Source organism: Kocuria sp. WRN011 (assembly GCF_002295155.1).
Lineage (GTDB): Bacteria > Actinomycetota > Actinomycetes > Actinomycetales > Micrococcaceae > Kocuria > Kocuria carniphila.
This window is the reverse complement of record NZ_NSGI01000004.1, coordinates 209,608-226,259: the sequence shown is the minus strand read 5'-3', so window position 1 is coordinate 226,259 and position 16,652 is coordinate 209,608. Positions and strand designations below refer to the sequence as shown.

The window sequence follows — 16,652 nt, the reverse complement described above, 5'->3', positions numbered from 1 at the left end:
CACGCGGTTAGACTGTTGGCTGATCCCCTCGAACCAGGAAAGGTACGTTTACCGTGACATACGTGATCGCTCAGCCTTGTGTGGACGTCAAGGACAAGGCATGCGTCGAAGAATGTCCCGTGGACTGCATCTACGAGGGAGAACGCTCCCTGTACATCCACCCGGACGAGTGCGTGGACTGCGGCGCGTGCGAACCGGTGTGCCCCGTGGAAGCCATCTACTACGAGGACGACACCCCGGAGGAATGGGCCGAGTACTACAAGGCCAACGTGGAGTTCTTCGATGACCTGGGTTCCCCGGGCGGTGCCGCCAAGCTGGGCAACACCGGTAAGGATCACCCGATCATCGCCGTGCTGCCCCCGCAGAACCAGGACTGACCGTGACGCAGCAGCGCGCCTTCGGTCTGGATCTGCCGGATTACCCGTGGAACTCGCTCGCGCTCTATCGCCAGCGCGCGGCTGAGCACCCGGGCGGCACCGTGGACCTGTCCATCGGCACGCCCGTGGATCCCACGCCGCTCGTGGTCCAGGATGCGCTCGCGGCCGCCTCGGACGCGCCCGGCTATCCCACTACGCACGGAACGCCCGCGCTGCGCGAGGCGATCGTGGACTGGTACTCCCGACGCCGCGGCGTCGCCCATCTGGACCCGGCCGCCGTGATGCCCACCGTGGGTTCCAAGGAATTGGTCGCGTGGCTGCCGCTGTTGCTGGGACTGGGCCCGGGCGACGTCGTCGCGCGTCCGACCGTCGCGTACCCCACCTATGACATCGGGGCGCAGCTGGCCGGCGCCGAGGCCGTGGCCGCCGATGACCTGGACGACCTGGAGCCGGAGATTCGCTCTCGTGTGCGCATGGTGTGGGTCAATTCGCCGGGTAACCCCACCGGAATCGTGCGTGACGCTGCGAGCCTGAAGAAGATCGTGGACCAGGCGCGTGCGCAGGGTGCCGTGGTCGTTTCGGACGAGTGCTACGCCGAACTGGGCTGGGGCGATTGGGACGTGGCCGAAGGCGGCGAACCCGTACCGTCCGTGCTGGACGAGCGCGTGACCGGGGGAGACCTGTCGCTCGTGCTGAGCGCGTACTCGCTGTCCAAGCAGTCGAACCTCGCGGGCTACCGTGCAGCGTTCTTGGCCGGTGACCCCGAACTGATGCCGTCGCTGATCAATTCGCGCAAGCACGCGGGCATGATCGTGCCGTATCCCGTGCAGGAGGCCATGCGAGTGGCTCTCGCCGACGACGCCCACGTGGCGTCCCAGAAGGCGCTCTACCGTGACCGTCGCGCCAAGTTGTTGCCCGCCGTGGAGGCTTTCGGGCTGCGCATCGACCATTCCGAGGCCGGTCTGTACCTGTGGGGAACCGCGGGGGAGGACACCTGGGACACTGTGGGTCGCTTTGCCGAACTGGGCATCGTGGTGGGCCCCGGAACGTTCTACGGGGACGCCGGAAACGGCTACGTGCGACTGTCCATGACCGCCAGTGACGAGCGGATCGATGCCGCTGTAGCACGACTGCGCGAGGCCGTGTAACCACACTCATCGCATGTCGAATGAGTGGAACCTACGCCACACCACGGGGTAGGTTAGATGATGATCAAACTGTGTCCCATTATGTGCGTGACAGTCACGGAAACGAAGTTGTTGCCGTGAACGGGACCGCGAACAGCTCGCGGGGCACCCAAGCAAACCGTGGAGGACAACACCATGGCAGAGGCCAAGAAGAACGCCCAGAAGGTTGAACTGAACTATCAGGACGGCAAGGCATTGGAGCTGCCCGTCCTGGAAGTCACCGAAGGCAACCAGGGCTACGGTCTGGGTTCGTTGCTCAAGGAAACCGGCAACGTGACCTACGACCCGGGCTTCATGAATACGGCCAACACCAGGTCCCAGGTCACCTACATCGACGGCAACAACGGGATTCTTCGTTACCGCGGTTACCCGATCGAGGAACTGGCGGAGCACTCCAACTTTGTGGAGACCGCCTACCTCCTGATCTACGGTGAGCTGCCCACGCGCGAAGAGTACGAGGACTTCGAGCACCGCATCACCACACACACCATGGTCCACGAAGACATCAAGATGTTCTTCAACGGTTTCCCGCGTTCCGCGCACCCCATGCCCGTGCTGTCCTCGGCCGTGTCCGCGCTGTCCACGTTCTACTCGGACTCCCTGGATCCGTTCGACAAGGAACAGGTGGAGATCTCCACCATCCGCTTGCTCGCCAAGGTCCCCACCCTGGCCGCATACGCGTTCAAGAAGTCCATGGGTGAGCCGCAGCTCTACCCCCAGAACAAGCTCAACTACGCGGAGAACTTCCTGCGCATGTGCTTCGGCGTGCCCGCCGAGGACTACGAGGTGGACCCGGTGGTCGCCAAGACCCTGGACATTCTGCTCATGTTGCACGCGGACCACGAGCAGAACTGCTCCACCTCCACCGTGCGCCTGGTGGGCTCCTCGCACGCCAACATGTTCGCTTCCGTCTCCGCGGGCATCAACGCCCTCTACGGCCCGCTGCACGGCGGCGCCAACGAGTCGGTGCTGCACATGCTTGACCAGATCCAGAACCGCGGCCTGTCCGCAGACGAGTTCATGGAGAAGGTCAAGAACAAGGAAGACGGCGTCCGCCTCATGGGCTTCGGACACCGCGTGTACAAGAACTACGACCCGCGCGCCAAGATCATCAAGGGCTACGCCCACGACGTCCTGGCCAAGCTGGGTGGCAACAACGAGATGCTTGACCTTGCCATGAGCATGGAAGAGAAGGCCCTTGCGGACGACTACTTCGTGGAGCGCAAGCTGTACCCGAACGTCGACTTCTACACCGGCCTGATCTACAAGGCCATGGGCTTCCCCGAGAAGATGTTCACCGTGCTCTTCGCCATCGGCCGCCTGCCGGGCTGGATCGCCCAGTGGCGCGAGATGATCGAGGATCCGGAGACCAAGATCGGCCGCCCGCGCCAGCTCTACGTGGGCGAGGGCGAGCGCCACTACCCGACCTCCAACTAAGCGCCACGCTTCAGTAGAACACCCCGTCACCGACTCAGGTCGGAGGCGGGGTGTTCTGCTGTGCGGCGGTGCGCTGCGGCCTGCGTGTGAGGGGACGTTAGGGCCGTGCGCCGCACCTGAGGTGTCGTTGGAACCCTTGGAGGGGCGGAGAAGGGTTCTTGCGGCGCAGGAGGTGTCCGTGAGGGTTCCAGCGGCGCATGGGGCGGTGTGCTTGTGAGGGGACGTTAGGGCCGTGCGTCGCACCTGAGGTGTCGTTGGAACCCTTGGAGGGGCGGAGAAGGGTTCTTGGGGCGCAGGAGGTGTCCGTGAGGGTTCCAGCGGCGCACAGTGCGGCATGCATTCCAGGGGACACGGCGAGCAGCGCGACGAGACTAATCGTTCAGATCAGCGAGCTTCTTCTCAAGTTTCACCTGTTTACGATGCAGGCGGCTCCAGCTGAACATCCGCAGGCTGACCATCTTTGCCAGTTCCTTGCGAGAGGGGAGGTCGTGAGCGGCGAGATCGCGATCGATGGCGGCTTCGTCGTCGCCGTCGTGCCGGTCCATGAGGTCGTTCGCGGCCTTGGCGCGCTCGGAACTCAACGGATGCTCCTGGATTTCGGCATTGACCGCATCGAGTTCAGCCTGTAGCTCCTGGCGTTTGTCCAAAGACAAGTTTGTTCTCCCTGATAGCCCTATGCGTACGAATAGAAACTAACAAGGTTCGTAGCGCATCGCGACAGCGCCGGACTTGTACTCGACGCGGTCAACGAGTCGGAGGTCCAGGGGTTTGGACAACCCTGCGAACAGCGTGGGGCCGTGGCCGATCACCCGTGGGTGGACGACCAACTCGTATTCGTCGATCAATCCCAGATCAGCCAGCGTCAGCGGTAATGTCACGCCACCGACGAACAGCCCTTCGCCGGGTTCCTCCTTGAGAGCGCGGACGGCTTCGCCCGGATCACCCCGCAGGAATTCGGAGTTCCAGTCGAGGCTGTCCAGAGTGCTTGAGACCACGTACTTCTTGGCCGAGTCGATGGTCTTCGCGAACGGCTCCATCCACGGCACGATCCACTCGCCCCACGTACCCGTGACCGGGTCGCGGCGCCATGCTTCTTCCATCATCTGATAGGTCACCCTGCCGAAAATGAGGGCGTCCGCTCGTGCAAGGGTCTCCGCCGCACGGCGGTGAAGTTCTTCGTCAGGAACGGCCGCCATATGATCTACACAGCCGTCCAACGTGACGTTGACGGAGTACCTGAGCGGTCTCATGGCCCCAGGGTACGCCCGGGGCGAGCATTCGGGAAGGGTCAGCCGTCGTAACCGTTGGGGTTGTTCTTCTGCCAGTTCCAGTGATCGCGGCACATGGTGTCCATGTCGCGGTCCGCGGACCAGCCCAGTTCGGCCAGAGCGGAGGAGGGGTCGGCGTAGGACACGGCGGCGTCACCGGCGCGGCGGGGTGCGATCTCGTAGGCGATGTCGCGCCCCGATGCCTTCTGGAATGCGTCGCGGACCTCGAGCACGGAGTAACCGCGGCCGGTGCCCAGGTTCCAGACGTGCACTCCGGGGTCCTGGCTAATGCGGTCCAGCGCCTTGAGGTGACCGTCCGCGAGGTCCACCACGTGGATGTAATCGCGCACGCCGGTGCCGTCCGGAGTGGGGTAGTCATCGCCGAAGACCATGAGCTTCTCGCGGCGGCCCACGGCAACCTGCGCCACGAACGGCATCAGGTTGTTGGGAATACCCGAGGGATCCTCGCCGATCCGGCCGGATTCGTGCGCACCCACCGGGTTGAAGTAGCGCAGCAGCGCCACGGCCCAGCGGTCGTCGGACGCGGCGAGGTCCGCGAGCATGTCCTCGATGTGCTCCTTGGTGCGTCCGTACGGGTTCTGCGCGTCCATGTTCTGCTTCTCGGTGAGCGGCATGGTCTCGGGCGCGCCGTACACGGTGGCCGAGGACGAGAACACGATGGAGCGGCAATCGTTCTCATCCATGGCCCACAGCAGGTTCACGGTGCCGGACACATTGTTCGTGTAGTACCACAACGGCTTCTCGTTGGATTCGCCCACGGCCTTGAGGCCCGCAAAGTGGATGACGGCCTGGGGGCGATGACGAGCGAACACGCGGTCGAGCCCGGCGCGGTCCAGTAAGTCGACCTCTTCGAACGCAGTGATCTCGCGGCCGGCCAGTTCCTGGACCCGTTCCAGGGACGTCTTGGACGAGTTGGAGAGATTGTCCAACACCACCACGTCGTGGCCTGCCTCAAGCAGTGCCAGAACAGTGTGCGAGCCGATATAGCCGGTTCCCCCGGTCACGAGAATCTTCATGGGCACCAGCTTAATCAGTTCAGGCTGGATCCTGGCTTGTTGCAGTACTGATCACCACTTGTGTGGACGGCGGCGCAGCTTGGCCCTCGTCGGTCAACTCAGCCGCGGACTCCCACCCGGGCACCGGGGAGAAGCGCGTGGAGGTCTGGTGCTCACGGTCCCAGGTCTGCCCCTCGTAACTCACGCGCGTGATGCCCAAGCGTTCGGCATTGGCCACGGCCCAGTGAGCGGCGGCCCAGCCGGCCTCGGGATCCTCGGGTTCGACGACGGCGCTCTCACCCTCTGCGCGCACCTCACCCAAGGTGTCGCCGTAGTCCCGTTGCAATCCGACGGTCGTCGAATCCGCGCGCTGCTCTGCGGAAGCGGCACCATTCGAGGTCGAGGGGGACTTCTCCACCGGGTCCAGCACGCAGTTGAGCAGCGCGGGCTGTGTCCCGTGGAAGGCGTCCGTGAGGGCGGTGGAGCTGCCCTCGTGTTTGGCGTAACCGTCCGGCACACCGGATTGCTGCACGGCCTGGGCCGCCTGCGTCACGGACATCGAGTGGTAGTCCACGTGCACCAGGTGGTTGTAGAAGGCCACCGTGGAGTAATGGGGATCCATGATTTCTTCGACGGTCCCCCAACCCTGGGAGGGCCGCTGCTGGAAAAGTCCCACGGAATCGCGGTCGCCGTAGTCGATGTTGACCAGTTCCGACTCTTGCTGTGCGGTGGCCAGTGCAATCACGGAGGCCCGGTCGTCCAGGTCCCGCGCGAGCGCCTCGGCGGAGACGATCGAGGCATTGAGGGTTTGTTCCGGGGTGAACGTGTGTTTGGTGCCGTCCGCAGCGACCACCGTGCACCGGGGATCGCCGACCGCGGGTTTACCGGCGATCAGGTTGAACCCCACGTACAGGGCGGCCGCGATCAAGGCGCAGATCAGCACGATGATCAGGATCAGGTGAAGCGCGGCATGGCGGCGACGACCGGACGAAGTGGAAGACATGATTCCCCGGAGTAGGCTGCTGAAGAGTCGAGTGTATCGCCGAGCCCGCGGCACCTCGCTCGGAGGTGCCGCGGGCTCACCGGCTTCAGTGGGTGTTCCTAGTTGGCGTGCAGGGCGGGGTTGAGCTCAATGGCTCCACCTTCGCGCGGCAGCGCCTCGACCGCGCCGTTGGTCGAATTACGGCGGAAGAGCAGGTTGGAGATCCCGGACAGCTCGGAGGCCTTGACCACGCGGGAATCGGCGCGGGCTTCCAGCAGGGTTACGCGGGTACCGGCGGTGACGTACAGGCCGGCCTCGACCACGCAGTCGTCGCCGAGGGAGATGCCCACACCCGCATTCGCACCCAGGAGGCAGCGCTGGCCCAGGGTGATGCGCTGCTTGCCGCCACCGGACAGGGTGCCCATGATGGAGGCACCGCCGCCGATGTCGGTGTGGTCGTTGACCACGACACCTGCGGAAATGCGGCCCTCGACCATTGCGGATCCCAGGGTGCCCGCGTTGAAGTTCACGAAGCCCTCGTGCATTACGGTGGTGCCCTCGCCCAGGTAGGCACCCAGGCGCACACGGTCCGCGTCACCGATGCGCACACCGGTGGGAACCACGTAGTCCACCATGCGGGGGAACTTGTCCACACCGAACACGGTCACGTGCCCACCGGCGCGCAGTCGCACGAGCGCGGTGGTCAGTTCCTCGGCGAGCACGGGGCCGCGGCTGGTCCAGGCCACGTTGGCCAACTGGCCGAACACGCCGTCCATGTTGATGGTGTTGGGCTTGGCCAAGCGGTGGGACAGGACGTGCAAACGAAGGTAGGCGTCCGCGGCGTCGGCGGGGGCGGCGTCGAGATCGATCACGGTGGTGACGATCTCGGAACGTACGTTGCGATCGGGATCGGTGGTCGCGGCCACGCGCAGGTCGGCCTCGAAGGATGTGTCAGCGTTGGGGCTCAGCGCGGGAGCCGGGTAGAAGACATCCAGGACGGTGCCGGCCTTGGGACCGGAATCGACCACGGTGGCCAGGCCTACGCCGGATGCGGTGCGGGAAGTTTCGGTGCTCTCGCTCGTTGAAGTCATGAGCACCATCCTAGGATGTCCGCCACGGTGTGAGGCGAAGGTGACTAGGCTGGCTCGCATGGACTCCACCACCACACCCATCGAACTCGACCTCACTATGGACCCGGCCGATCTCACCGCGGCACTCGTGGACGTGGAATCGGTGTCCGATCATGAGGGTCCCCTCGCGGACGCCGTGGAAACCGCCCTGCGTCAGCTGCCGCACCTCGAGGTGCACCGCAACGGGGACTCCATCGTGGCCCGGACCAATCTCGGCCGTGACGAGCGCGTGGTCCTGGCCGGCCACCTGGACACCGTGCCCCTGCCCACCGTGGAAGGCTCGCTGGGCACGGTGCCGTCTGTGCGGCGTCGGGAATCCGAGCGAGACGTGATCTACGGACGAGGCACCACCGACATGAAGGGTGGGGTGGCGGTCCAGCTCGCGCTCGCGAACGCGTTGACCGACCCCAACCGGGACATCACCTTTGTCTTTTACGACCATGAAGAAGTCGCCAGCGACGCCAGCGGACTGGGCCGACTCATGCGCAACAGTCCCGAGTTACTGGAGGCCGATTTCGCGGTGCTGCTCGAACCGACCAATGGCACGGTGGAGGGCGGCTGCAACGGCACCATGCGTTTCCGCATCACCACGGCCGGCAAGGCCGCGCACTCGGGCCGCGCGTGGATCGGAGAGAATGCGATCCACAAGCAGGCCGACGTCCTTGCGCGGTTGGCCGCCTACGAGCCCCGAACCATCACCGTGGAAGGTTTGGACTACCGCGAGGGCCTCAACGCGATCCGGGTCGGCGGGGGAGTGGCCGGCAACGTGATCCCGGACTGCGCGTGGGTCGACATCAACTTCCGCTTCGCCCCGGACAAGACTCTGCAGCAGGCGCAGGACCACGTGCGCGAAGTCTTCACGGGCTATGAGCTGGACTTCCAGGATCTGTCTCCGGCTGCCCGGCCCGGGCTCGATCGGCCCGCCGCGGCGCAGTTCGTCGCGGCCGTGGGTCAGGAGCCGATGCCCAAGTACGGCTGGACGGACGTGGCCCGGTTCTCGGAGGCGGGCGTGCCGGCGGTGAACTTCGGCCCCGGGGACGCACTGCTGGCCCACACGGATGACGAGCACGTCTTCGACGACGCCGTGCGCGAGTGCTACCGGGCGCTCGCGGAGTGGCTGTCCTAGTCACTTTTCCGCATGAGTGACGAAAGGGCCTCGGAAGCTCTCGGCTTCCGAGGCCCTTTCGCTGCGTTGATTTCCTGGTGTTCTCATTTGATTCGACGACGACGACGCTCGGCCGGCTCAGCCGGTCTCGTCACCCGCCGCGGCCTCGTGGAGGGGCCGGGTCTTGCCGGAGGTGCGGTAGCTGAGCAAGCGTGAGAGCCTCCCCGCGAGGAACGTCAGAGCCGAGTTGATGATCATGAACACCACTGCGGCCAGCAGCAGAGTCTGCAGAATGTTGCCGTCACCGGAACCCAGTCGGCGCGCGGAAGCGAGCAGCTCGGGGTAGGTGATGATGTAACCCAGGGCGGTGTCCTTGAGGATCACCACGAACTGAGAGACGAGCGAGGGCAACATGGCCGTGAGTGCCTGGGGCAGCAGGATGCTTCGCAGCGCTTGGGATGGTGTGAGTCCCACGGCCAAACCGGCTTCCCGCTGGCCCTTGGGCAATTGGTAGACACCCGAGCGCACGAGCTCCGCGATGACCGAGCCGTTGTAGAGGATCAACGCGATGACCACGGCCCAGAACGGTGTGTTCGACGGCTGAATCAGCCCGGTGCGTGCCAGCCCCAGGTAGAAGAAAATCATCATGACCAGCACGGGTACCGCGCGGAAGAACTCAACCACCACGGTGGACACCGCACGCAGGATCCACACACTGGAGAGGCGTCCCAGGCCGAAGATCAAACCGAAAATGACGGATCCCACGACGGCCAGGGTCGCAGCCCTGAGGGTGTCGAGCAGGCCGGGAATGAAAAAGTTGCTCCAGGTGCGTTCGGTGAACAACGCAGTCCACTTCTCCGCATCCAGCTGACCCTGTTCTCCCAGTTTCTGAACCACCAGCCACACCAGGACTGCGACCACGAGCACGGCCACCACATTGAGGATCATGGTGACGCGCTTGGCCCGTGGACCTTGAACATCGAAGAGTACGGACGTGCTCATCGCTTCACCGCCAATTTCTGCGACAGCCACGTGGTCAACAGACCCACGGGTATCACGATGATCACGAATCCCAACGCCACGGTGAGGAACACCGCAATGATCACGTCCGGGCGGAACTCGATCATGGTTTTCATGAGCGCGGAAATCTCCGTGACGGACGCCGCCGCGGCCACCGTGGTGTTTTTGGTCAGCGCGATCAGGGTGTTACCCAGCGGTGTGATGGCCCCGCGCAGAGCCTGCGGGAAGATGATCAACCGGGCCGCCGGTAGGAAGCTCAGGCCGATCGCCCGAGCCGCTTCCGCCTGCCCCGCGGGAACGGTGTTGACCCCGGATCGAATGGCCTCGCACACGAACGCCGCGTGATAGATGCTCAGGCCGATCACGGCGTAGATGAAGAAGTTCTGGTTGAAGTCGTCGGTGAAACTGATGGTCAGTTGCGACCACACGCCCAGAACCAGGAACACCAGGATGATGGTCAGCGGAGTATTGCGGATCAGGGTCACGTAGGCGGCGCCCACGGCACGCATGGAGGCCGGCGGGCTGATGCGCATGAGCGCCAGGACACTGCCGAGCACCATGGAGCCGATCGCGGCCCAGAAGGTCAGTTGGATATTGACCCAAAAAGCACCCAGCACGTCGTACTGGGATAACAGTGAAGCGTAGTCACTGAGGTATTCGGACACGTTTTCCTCCCGTTGTACCCGGTGGGGTTCCGTAGGAATCTGTTGGGATCCCCACCGGGTGCGGGTCAGTCAATCGATCAGGCGCAAGCATCGGGAGTGGGCGGGTTCAAATCCTCGTTGTACTTGTAGTCAGCGCCCTCGGTGTTCTTGGTGACGGCTTCTTCCCACGCGCCGTCCTCAACCATCTTGGTGATCGCATCATTGATGGCCTGGCACTTGTCCGAGTCCTTGGGCAGGCCCACGCCGTACTTCTCTTCCGTGAACGGGTTGCCCACCACCTTGAACTTGCCGGAGTTGGCGTCCGTGGCGGCCAGGCCTGCCAGGATGATGTCATCGGTGGTGACGGCGTCCACGCCCCCGGAGCCCAGAATGGTCACGCAGTCCGCGTAGCCACCCTGTTCCACGAGGTTCACGGTGCCGGCGTACTGGTCCTTGATCTTCTGCGCGGAGGTCGAGCCGGTGACCGAGCAGAGGTTCTTACCCTCGAGGTCCTCGGGGCCCTTGATGTCCGTGTTGTCCTGGCTGACCAAAAGGTCCTGACCGGCCACGAAGTACGGCCCCGCGAACGCCACGGATTCCTTGCGCTTGTCGGTGATGGAATAGGTCGCGAAAATCATGTCGACCTGGTCGTTGGAGAGCATGTTCTCGCGATTGGCCGACGGCGATTCAACCCATTCGATCTGGTCCTCGGAGTAGCCCAGTTCCTTGGCGACGTACTTGGCTACGTCCACGTCGAAACCGGTGTATTCCTCGCCGTCCTTGAAACCCAGGCCGGGCTGGTCGTACTTGATGCCGATGCGGACCGATTCGCCGTCGCCGCCAGATGATTCCCCACCGCCGCCGTCGTCATTGCCACCGCACGCGGTCAGGGTCAGGGCTGTGGTTGCGGCCAGGGCCGCAAGGGTCATTGATTTTCCGTACTTCACGGGGTGCTCCTTAAATAGAGTGTGAGGTGCGCTGTGATCAGTGGTGCTGAGGCATCAGTGACCCAGAACCTTGCCGAGGAAGTCCTTGGCACGGTCACTGCGCGGATTGGTGAAAAACTCTTCCGGGGTGTTTTCTTCGACGATTGCGCCGTCCGCCATGAACACCACGCGGTCCGCCGCACGGCGGGCGAAGCCCATCTCGTGGGTGACCACGACCATGGTCATGCCGGCCTTGGCCAGAGAAACCATGGTGTCCAGGACCTCGTTGATCATCTCGGGGTCCAGGGCTGAGGTTGGTTCATCGAAAAGCATGACCTTGGGGTCCATGGCCAGCGCCCGGGCAATGGCCACACGCTGTTGCTGACCACCGGAGAGCTGGGCGGGCAGCTTGTTCGCCTGATTTCCCACTCCCACCCGGTTGAGCAGTTCCATGGCCCGTTCTTCGGCCTTTTTCTTGCTAGCTCCGCGCACGCGCATGGGGCCAAGGGTGACGTTCTGCAACACGGACTTGTGTGCGAACAGGTTGAAGGACTGGAAGACCATGCCCACGTCAGCGCGGAGTTTCGCGAGCGCGCGGCCTTCCTTGGGTAGAACTTTGCCATCCACGGTGATCTCACCGCTGTCAATGGCTTCCAAACGGTTGATGGCCCGGCACAGGGTGGACTTCCCGGAACCGGAGGGACCGATGACGATGACCACCTCGCCGGCGGAGACTTCCAGGTTGATGTCTTTGAGTACGTGAAGGTCTCCGAAGTGCTTGTCCACGTGTGACAGTCGGACCAGGGGCTCTCCGGTGCGCGTTCCGGCCCCGGCGCCTGGATCGGTGTCGGTGGAGGCGGTTGAGTGTGACATGCAAGTAAAAGTAGTGCACGGATTGACCAAATGTGGTCTACAACACAAGACCGAATGTTAAAGTTCGGTTTCATTTTGATGGCGCGGTGCACGCCTGTGCGTGTCCCAGGCACCCCGTAGCCTGGAGCCATGACCATTCCCTCTGACTCCAGTCCAGATCAGGTTCCACCCGAGCGGTTCAAAGGTCCCGTGGTGCTGCGCCGTTCGGAAATGGCACGACGCACCTCTGATCAGCGGTTCTTGGATCAGCGCCCGGAAGTTCCGGGCGATTTCACGCGTACTGATCCGTGGCGGGTGCTGCGCATCCAAGCGGAGTTCGTGGAGGGGTTCGACGCCCTGGCAACACTGGGTCCCGCGGTCTCCGTCTTCGGTTCGGCACGCACACCGCAGGAGCACCCGGAATACCGAACTGCTCGTGAGATCGGCCAGGCCCTCGGGCGCGCCGGTTACGCGGTCGTGACCGGCGGAGGCCCGGGAGTCATGGAGGCGGCCAACCGTGGTGCGGTGGACGTGGGCGCTCAATCGGTCGGGCTCGGGATCGAGCTGCCCCACGAGCAGCGGCTCAATGACTGGGTCGATCTGGGCATCAACTTCCGCTATTTCTTCGCCCGGAAGACCATGTTCGTGAAGTACACGCAGGGGTTCGTGGTGCTCCCGGGTGGTTTCGGCACCATGGACGAGCTCTTCGAAGCGCTCACTCTGGTGCAAACGGGCAAGGTCACGCGTTTCCCGGTGATCCTCATGGGCACGGCATTCTGGTCGCCGTTGGTTGCCTGGTTGGAGCAGATCGTGACCCGGGACCTCAAGATCGCTCCCGATGATCTGGAACTTTTCCACGTCACGGACAGCGTGGAGCAGGCGGTGAACATCTTGATCGAGGCGCATGCGGCGTCCAACGGTTCCGGCGCATGAGCACTACGTCCGTGGCCACAGCGCAACGATCTCGGATAGGAACTTCGCTGCAACGCGCCTGGGAGATCACACCATGGTGGCTCGCGGTGGTACTCGTCTATGGACTGTCCAGGGTGTGGGGCTGGATCGTCTTCACGGTCGTGGGGCGTCAGCAGGGGCCCGGGCCCTGGGGCCAGGGTGCCATGGGCTATCTGCAGTTCGTGGACATCTGGGATTCGGACTGGTACCGCCGGATCTTCTCGGAGGGATACCCTGCCCAGATTCCCCGCGATGTCTTCGGTCACGCTGAGCAGAATCAGTGGGCCTTTTATCCAGTGCAGCCCTTCCTGGCCCGCGGCATCGATGCCGTCACGGGAACCGGGTGGGCACTCACGGCCGCCACGATCTCGCTGCTCGCGGGCTTCGGGGCGGCCCTGGTGCTCTACAAAATTTTCGACGGCGTTCCGGCTCTCCGCGAATCGCGCTGGGCCAACAACGTGGGCAAGGCGCCGCTGTGGGCGGTAGGAGTCTTCGCCTTCAACCCCGTGGCGCCGGTGCTTCAGACGCCGTACTCGGAGGCGTTGCACCTGCTGTTCTTGAGCCTGGCCATCCTGTCGGTGCTGCGAGACAAGGCCCTACCGGCCGGAGTGTTCACCGTACTCATGGCACTCACCCGGCCCACGGGAGTGGCCTTCGCCGCAGCCCTGGGCGTGTGGTGGCTGTGGCGCAGCGTGGTGAGTGTGCGGCGTCGTGAACGGAAGTGGTACCGATGCGCGGACCGCTGGCTCGTGGTGACCCTCATCGCGTGCGCCGCGGCCCTGAGCTGGCCCGCCATCGCGTGGGCCGTCACGGGGGAGCTCACCGCGTACACCGACACGGAAACGGCTTGGCGCGGTGACGACCGGGTGATCCCGATCCTGCCGTGGGTGGACCGGGGTGTGAATCTCTTCGGTCCGGTCGCCGGGGTTCTGGCCCCCGTAGTGCTGGTCGCCGCGGTAGTTCTGATGCTGCGATCCCGCGTGGTGAAGGAGGCCCTGCCGTTCTTCGCCCGGGTGTGGATCGCGGCGTACGGCGGATACCTCCTTTTGGTCCTTCATCCGCAGTCCTCCACGTTCCGACTGTTGCTCCCGTGGGCCCTGCTGGCCGGGCCGCTGGTCCATGTGTCCGATTCCAAGGCGTATCGAACGCTGCTCATCATTACCGGAGCCATCCTGCAGTTCGTGTGGGTGGGGTGGCTGTGGCACTGGAAACAGCTGCCCGGCGGCGGCGATTTCCCGCCGTAACGGCCCTGGTCGGCGGCTCCGAAGGTGGGGCTGGTCACGGCGGCCGGTCAGTGTTCGATAAGATGGAATCCGTAGGTACACACGAAGAGGAGTTCATATATGGCGGCCATGAAGCCTAGAACCGGTGACGGACCGATGGAAGTCACCAAGGAGGGGCGCAGCCTCATCATGCGAGTCCCCCTGGAAGGTGGCGGGCGCCTGGTGGTGGAGCTGAAGGCCAACGAAGCCACGGAGCTTCGCGAGTGCCTCGCCAAGGTGACCGAGTAACGGACGGTTCAACACCGCATCACATACCTCGAGGGTCCACACACGCATCGTGTGTGGACCCTCGAGGTATGTGGTGTTCGCTGCGGGTCAACTGAGTCCAGCCGAAGCCCGTTTCAACGGTGGCGCGGTGCAGATGCCGGCCCGTTGAGGGGTTAGGCCCGGGACCGACGATCAGCGGCGCACGGCCAGCAGCACGCCGGTACCGGTGGGAAGCAGGGTGCTCGCCAGACGGTCCTCGCCGCGCAGGGTACGTACCACGTCGCGCATGATCACAGTGTCCTCGTCGCGGTGGGCCGGTTGCGACACCCGGTCTTGGTGCAGAGCATCGTTGACGATCAACATGCCGCCGCGGCGCAGCAGCCGTGCACCCTCGATCACGTACTCGGCGGTGTTGGCGAGGTCCGCGTCCAGGAACACCATGTCGTAGGAGTTCTCGGTCAATCGCGGGAGCACCAGCGAGGCCGCACCGGAAATGGTGCGGGTCCGTTTGGTTTCGAAACCGGCCTCGCGGAAGGTATCACGCGCGGCACGCAAGGCACGGATGTCCGTGTCGATCGTGGTCAGCACGGAATTTGACGGCATACCGCGCAACAGCGACAGGCCGGAGACACCGGCACCCGTTCCTACCTCGACCACGGTGGCCGGGCGGGACGACGCCGCCAGGACCGTGAGCAGCGCCGCGGTCGCGGGGGTGACCGGGTCGAGTCGGAGGGCGAGGGAGCGCTCGCGGGCACGGTACGCGCTTTCGTCGTCCGTGGCGTAAGCCTCGCAATAGGCCCAGCTAGTGGTCTTATCCGTACTCATGGACGTTAGTGTGCCCTTCGCTGCTTCCCTGTGGTCTCGATCCGCGACAATCCTGCCCGTGCGGGTGATGATGGTTCAGCTTATCGCGGTCCCCGAGCCACGCGCGTACCCGGGACTCGACGGGTGGACCGGGCTGAAGAGCGCCGGGCCCATGGTGCGTAGGTCACCCAAGTGAGTCCAGGGTGCCGGGAGATTTTCCCGCGACCACCCAGAACCCTGTCAGCTTCACGGCACACAATAACAACGTCAAATCAACGATCCACCATGATGGTCCGGGAGGGGGAGACCTCACTGAGCACGCTGTATCGAAACCTCACTCGGACCCGTCGCATCCCCCAGCGCCGTACCGTGATGTTCGCGACCACCGTGGCCCTGTGCGTCACCGCAGCGTTGCTCATAGGCGTCGGGTGGTCGGTGGGTAACAAGCTGAACGGATCCGGTGCCGAAGACGCACCCCCGGCCGCGGCCGCCTGGAACGGTAGTCACGGCATGATCAAGACCACCACCGAAACGGACGCGCAGTCCCTGCGTGCCGAAGGGTGGACCCTGCCGTCCCTGGGATCGGAGGGCTACCAGGTCGAGTCCATGGTGCAAGGCGAAGTGGCCGGACAACCCATGGTGGCCATCACCCTGGTGAACGATCACCACCGAGTCCAGGTCATCGAACAACGCGGTGACGTGAACCCGGACAACCCCGTGGACGGTGCGACCGGCCTGCCCGTGAGCGCAGAGGGCCTGCATGAATCCGCCGTGGAAGGCACACAGCTGTGGGTCGTTCGTTCGGAACCGTGGCGCGCCGTGATGGCCCGAGACGATGTCGTGTACACGGTCATGACTGACGCATCCCCGTCCACGCTGTCGCGTACTCTTACCCTTGTAGCTGCGGAGGAACGAGGCCGCGTCGCGCTGCCGGGTTCCGAACCGGATGGTTTCGGCACCACGGTGCTGGACGGGCTGCGTGAAATTGTTGGGTAAACGCGGCGTTCACGTTCGCGTCATATGGCGTTGGTAGGTTCAGTAAGTGTTCGGCATTTCTGGCGGAGAAGCCATCCTCATCCTGGTGGTGGCCCTGGTGGTCATCGGGCCCGAGCGGCTGCCCGAATACGCCGAGAAACTCAAGGACCTGATCAAGTCCTTGAAGCGCTATGCGACCGGCGCCAAGGACGACCTCAGGGAAACCCTCGGCCCCGAATTCTCGGACGTGGACTGGCGCAAACTCGATCCACGGCAGTACGACCCCCGCGTCATCGTGCGCGAGGCCCTCATGGAGGACGACGAGCCCCAGACCCCCGGCTATCAAGCGGCATCGGTCGCGGCGCCCACGGTTCGCAGACTCGAACCGGGGGAGCGTGCCCCCTTCGACACGGAAGCCACGTGATCCGCACTCGCGCGTAAGTTTTCAGGACGAAAAGTCATGACAGAGACCCGGGGTCCGGCACAGC

At 64.2% G+C, this 16,652-nt stretch carries 19 protein-coding genes; 9 read left to right on the top strand and 10 right to left on the bottom strand.

Annotated features, from left to right (window positions below; genetic code table 11):
• The first annotated feature begins 53 nt into the window (after positions 1-53).
• The 3 genes from fdxA to CKW39_RS07240 all read left to right on the top strand — a co-directional run bounded on the left by fdxA (position 54) and on the right by CKW39_RS07240 (position 3,001).
• On the top strand, positions 54-377 hold the full coding sequence (gene fdxA, locus CKW39_RS07250) for a ferredoxin (RefSeq protein ID WP_095797463.1): 324 nt from the start codon (positions 54-56) through the stop codon (positions 375-377).
• Between the two features lie 2 nt (positions 378-379).
• Complete coding sequence (gene dapC / locus CKW39_RS07245; RefSeq protein ID WP_095797462.1) at positions 380-1,525, top strand: succinyldiaminopimelate transaminase; 1,146 nt, start codon at positions 380-382, stop codon at positions 1,523-1,525.
• A gap of 174 nt (positions 1,526-1,699) precedes the next feature.
• The gene (locus tag CKW39_RS07240; RefSeq protein ID WP_095797461.1) at positions 1,700-3,001 is read left to right on the top strand and encodes a citrate synthase; all 1,302 of its coding nucleotides are present in this window, start codon (positions 1,700-1,702) and stop codon (positions 2,999-3,001) included.
• 371 nt (positions 3,002-3,372) lie between these two features.
• On the opposite strand, the gene CKW39_RS07235 is transcribed toward CKW39_RS07240, so the two are convergent.
• The 5 genes from CKW39_RS07235 to dapD all read right to left on the bottom strand — a co-directional run bounded on the left by CKW39_RS07235 (position 3,373) and on the right by dapD (position 7,358).
• On the bottom strand, positions 3,373-3,654 hold the full coding sequence (locus tag CKW39_RS07235; RefSeq protein ID WP_143469950.1) for a hypothetical protein: 282 nt from the start codon (positions 3,652-3,654) through the stop codon (positions 3,373-3,375).
• Between the two features lie 39 nt (positions 3,655-3,693).
• The gene (locus tag CKW39_RS07230; protein ID WP_095797459.1) at positions 3,694-4,251 is read right to left on the bottom strand and encodes a dihydrofolate reductase family protein; all 558 of its coding nucleotides are present in this window, start codon (positions 4,249-4,251) and stop codon (positions 3,694-3,696) included.
• 38 nt (positions 4,252-4,289) lie between these two features.
• Positions 4,290-5,306 (bottom strand): UDP-glucose 4-epimerase GalE, encoded by a 1,017-nt coding sequence (gene galE, locus CKW39_RS07225; protein WP_095797458.1) that lies wholly within the window; start codon positions 5,304-5,306, stop codon positions 4,290-4,292.
• 19 nt (positions 5,307-5,325) lie between these two features.
• The gene (locus CKW39_RS07220; RefSeq protein ID WP_095797457.1) at positions 5,326-6,288 is read right to left on the bottom strand and encodes a heavy metal transporter; all 963 of its coding nucleotides are present in this window, start codon (positions 6,286-6,288) and stop codon (positions 5,326-5,328) included.
• 98 nt (positions 6,289-6,386) lie between these two features.
• On the bottom strand, positions 6,387-7,358 hold the full coding sequence (gene dapD / locus CKW39_RS07215) for a 2,3,4,5-tetrahydropyridine-2,6-dicarboxylate N-succinyltransferase (protein ID WP_095797456.1): 972 nt from the start codon (positions 7,356-7,358) through the stop codon (positions 6,387-6,389).
• A gap of 58 nt (positions 7,359-7,416) precedes the next feature.
• Here dapD and dapE point away from each other — a divergent pair, with 58 nt between their 5' ends.
• Positions 7,417-8,523 carry a succinyl-diaminopimelate desuccinylase gene (gene dapE, locus CKW39_RS07210; RefSeq protein ID WP_095797455.1) on the top strand — a complete coding sequence of 369 codons (1,107 nt, stop codon included), beginning with the start codon at positions 7,417-7,419 and terminating at the stop codon, positions 8,521-8,523.
• Between the two features lie 117 nt (positions 8,524-8,640).
• Here the strand turns inward: dapE and CKW39_RS07205 are convergent, their stop codons facing one another.
• From CKW39_RS07205 to CKW39_RS07190, 4 genes are all read right to left on the bottom strand, one after another.
• Positions 8,641-9,504, bottom strand: coding sequence for an amino acid ABC transporter permease (locus tag CKW39_RS07205; RefSeq protein WP_238663053.1), 864 nt, complete (start codon positions 9,502-9,504; stop codon positions 8,641-8,643).
• The gene (locus tag CKW39_RS07200) at positions 9,501-10,187 is read right to left on the bottom strand and encodes an amino acid ABC transporter permease (RefSeq protein ID WP_095797454.1); all 687 of its coding nucleotides are present in this window, start codon (positions 10,185-10,187) and stop codon (positions 9,501-9,503) included. Before CKW39_RS07200 ends, CKW39_RS07205 begins: the two co-directional genes overlap by 4 nt.
• A gap of 77 nt (positions 10,188-10,264) precedes the next feature.
• Positions 10,265-11,095, bottom strand: coding sequence for a glutamate ABC transporter substrate-binding protein (locus CKW39_RS07195; protein WP_095797453.1), 831 nt, complete (start codon positions 11,093-11,095; stop codon positions 10,265-10,267).
• A gap of 72 nt (positions 11,096-11,167) precedes the next feature.
• Complete coding sequence (locus tag CKW39_RS07190; protein WP_095797452.1) at positions 11,168-11,965, bottom strand: amino acid ABC transporter ATP-binding protein; 798 nt, start codon at positions 11,963-11,965, stop codon at positions 11,168-11,170.
• 129 nt (positions 11,966-12,094) lie between these two features.
• Here CKW39_RS07190 and CKW39_RS07185 point away from each other — a divergent pair, with 129 nt between their 5' ends.
• From CKW39_RS07185 to CKW39_RS07175, 3 genes are all read left to right on the top strand, one after another.
• A complete protein-coding gene (locus tag CKW39_RS07185) occupies positions 12,095-12,877 on the top strand; it encodes a TIGR00730 family Rossman fold protein (protein ID WP_095797451.1) in 783 nt (260 codons plus the stop codon).
• The gene (locus CKW39_RS07180) at positions 12,874-14,139 is read left to right on the top strand and encodes a hypothetical protein (RefSeq protein ID WP_254049321.1); all 1,266 of its coding nucleotides are present in this window, start codon (positions 12,874-12,876) and stop codon (positions 14,137-14,139) included. The genes CKW39_RS07185 and CKW39_RS07180 overlap by 4 nt, the downstream gene beginning before the upstream one ends.
• A gap of 99 nt (positions 14,140-14,238) precedes the next feature.
• On the top strand, positions 14,239-14,406 hold the full coding sequence (locus CKW39_RS07175) for a DUF3117 domain-containing protein (RefSeq protein ID WP_016997557.1): 168 nt from the start codon (positions 14,239-14,241) through the stop codon (positions 14,404-14,406).
• A gap of 171 nt (positions 14,407-14,577) precedes the next feature.
• Here the strand turns inward: CKW39_RS07175 and CKW39_RS07170 are convergent, their stop codons facing one another.
• The gene (locus CKW39_RS07170) at positions 14,578-15,210 is read right to left on the bottom strand and encodes an O-methyltransferase (RefSeq protein WP_095797449.1); all 633 of its coding nucleotides are present in this window, start codon (positions 15,208-15,210) and stop codon (positions 14,578-14,580) included.
• A 264-nt stretch (positions 15,211-15,474) separates the two neighbouring features.
• Between CKW39_RS07170 and CKW39_RS07165 the strand changes: the two genes are divergently transcribed.
• Together CKW39_RS07165 and CKW39_RS07160 are read left to right on the top strand one after the other, a co-directional pair.
• Entirely contained in the window at positions 15,475-16,185 is a 711-nt protein-coding gene (locus tag CKW39_RS07165; RefSeq protein ID WP_238663051.1) for a hypothetical protein, read from the top strand.
• A 46-nt stretch (positions 16,186-16,231) separates the two neighbouring features.
• Positions 16,232-16,588, top strand: a complete 357-nt coding sequence (locus CKW39_RS07160) for a twin-arginine translocase TatA/TatE family subunit (RefSeq protein ID WP_095797448.1) — start codon at positions 16,232-16,234, stop codon at positions 16,586-16,588.
• The last annotated feature ends 64 nt before the right edge of the window (positions 16,589-16,652 follow it).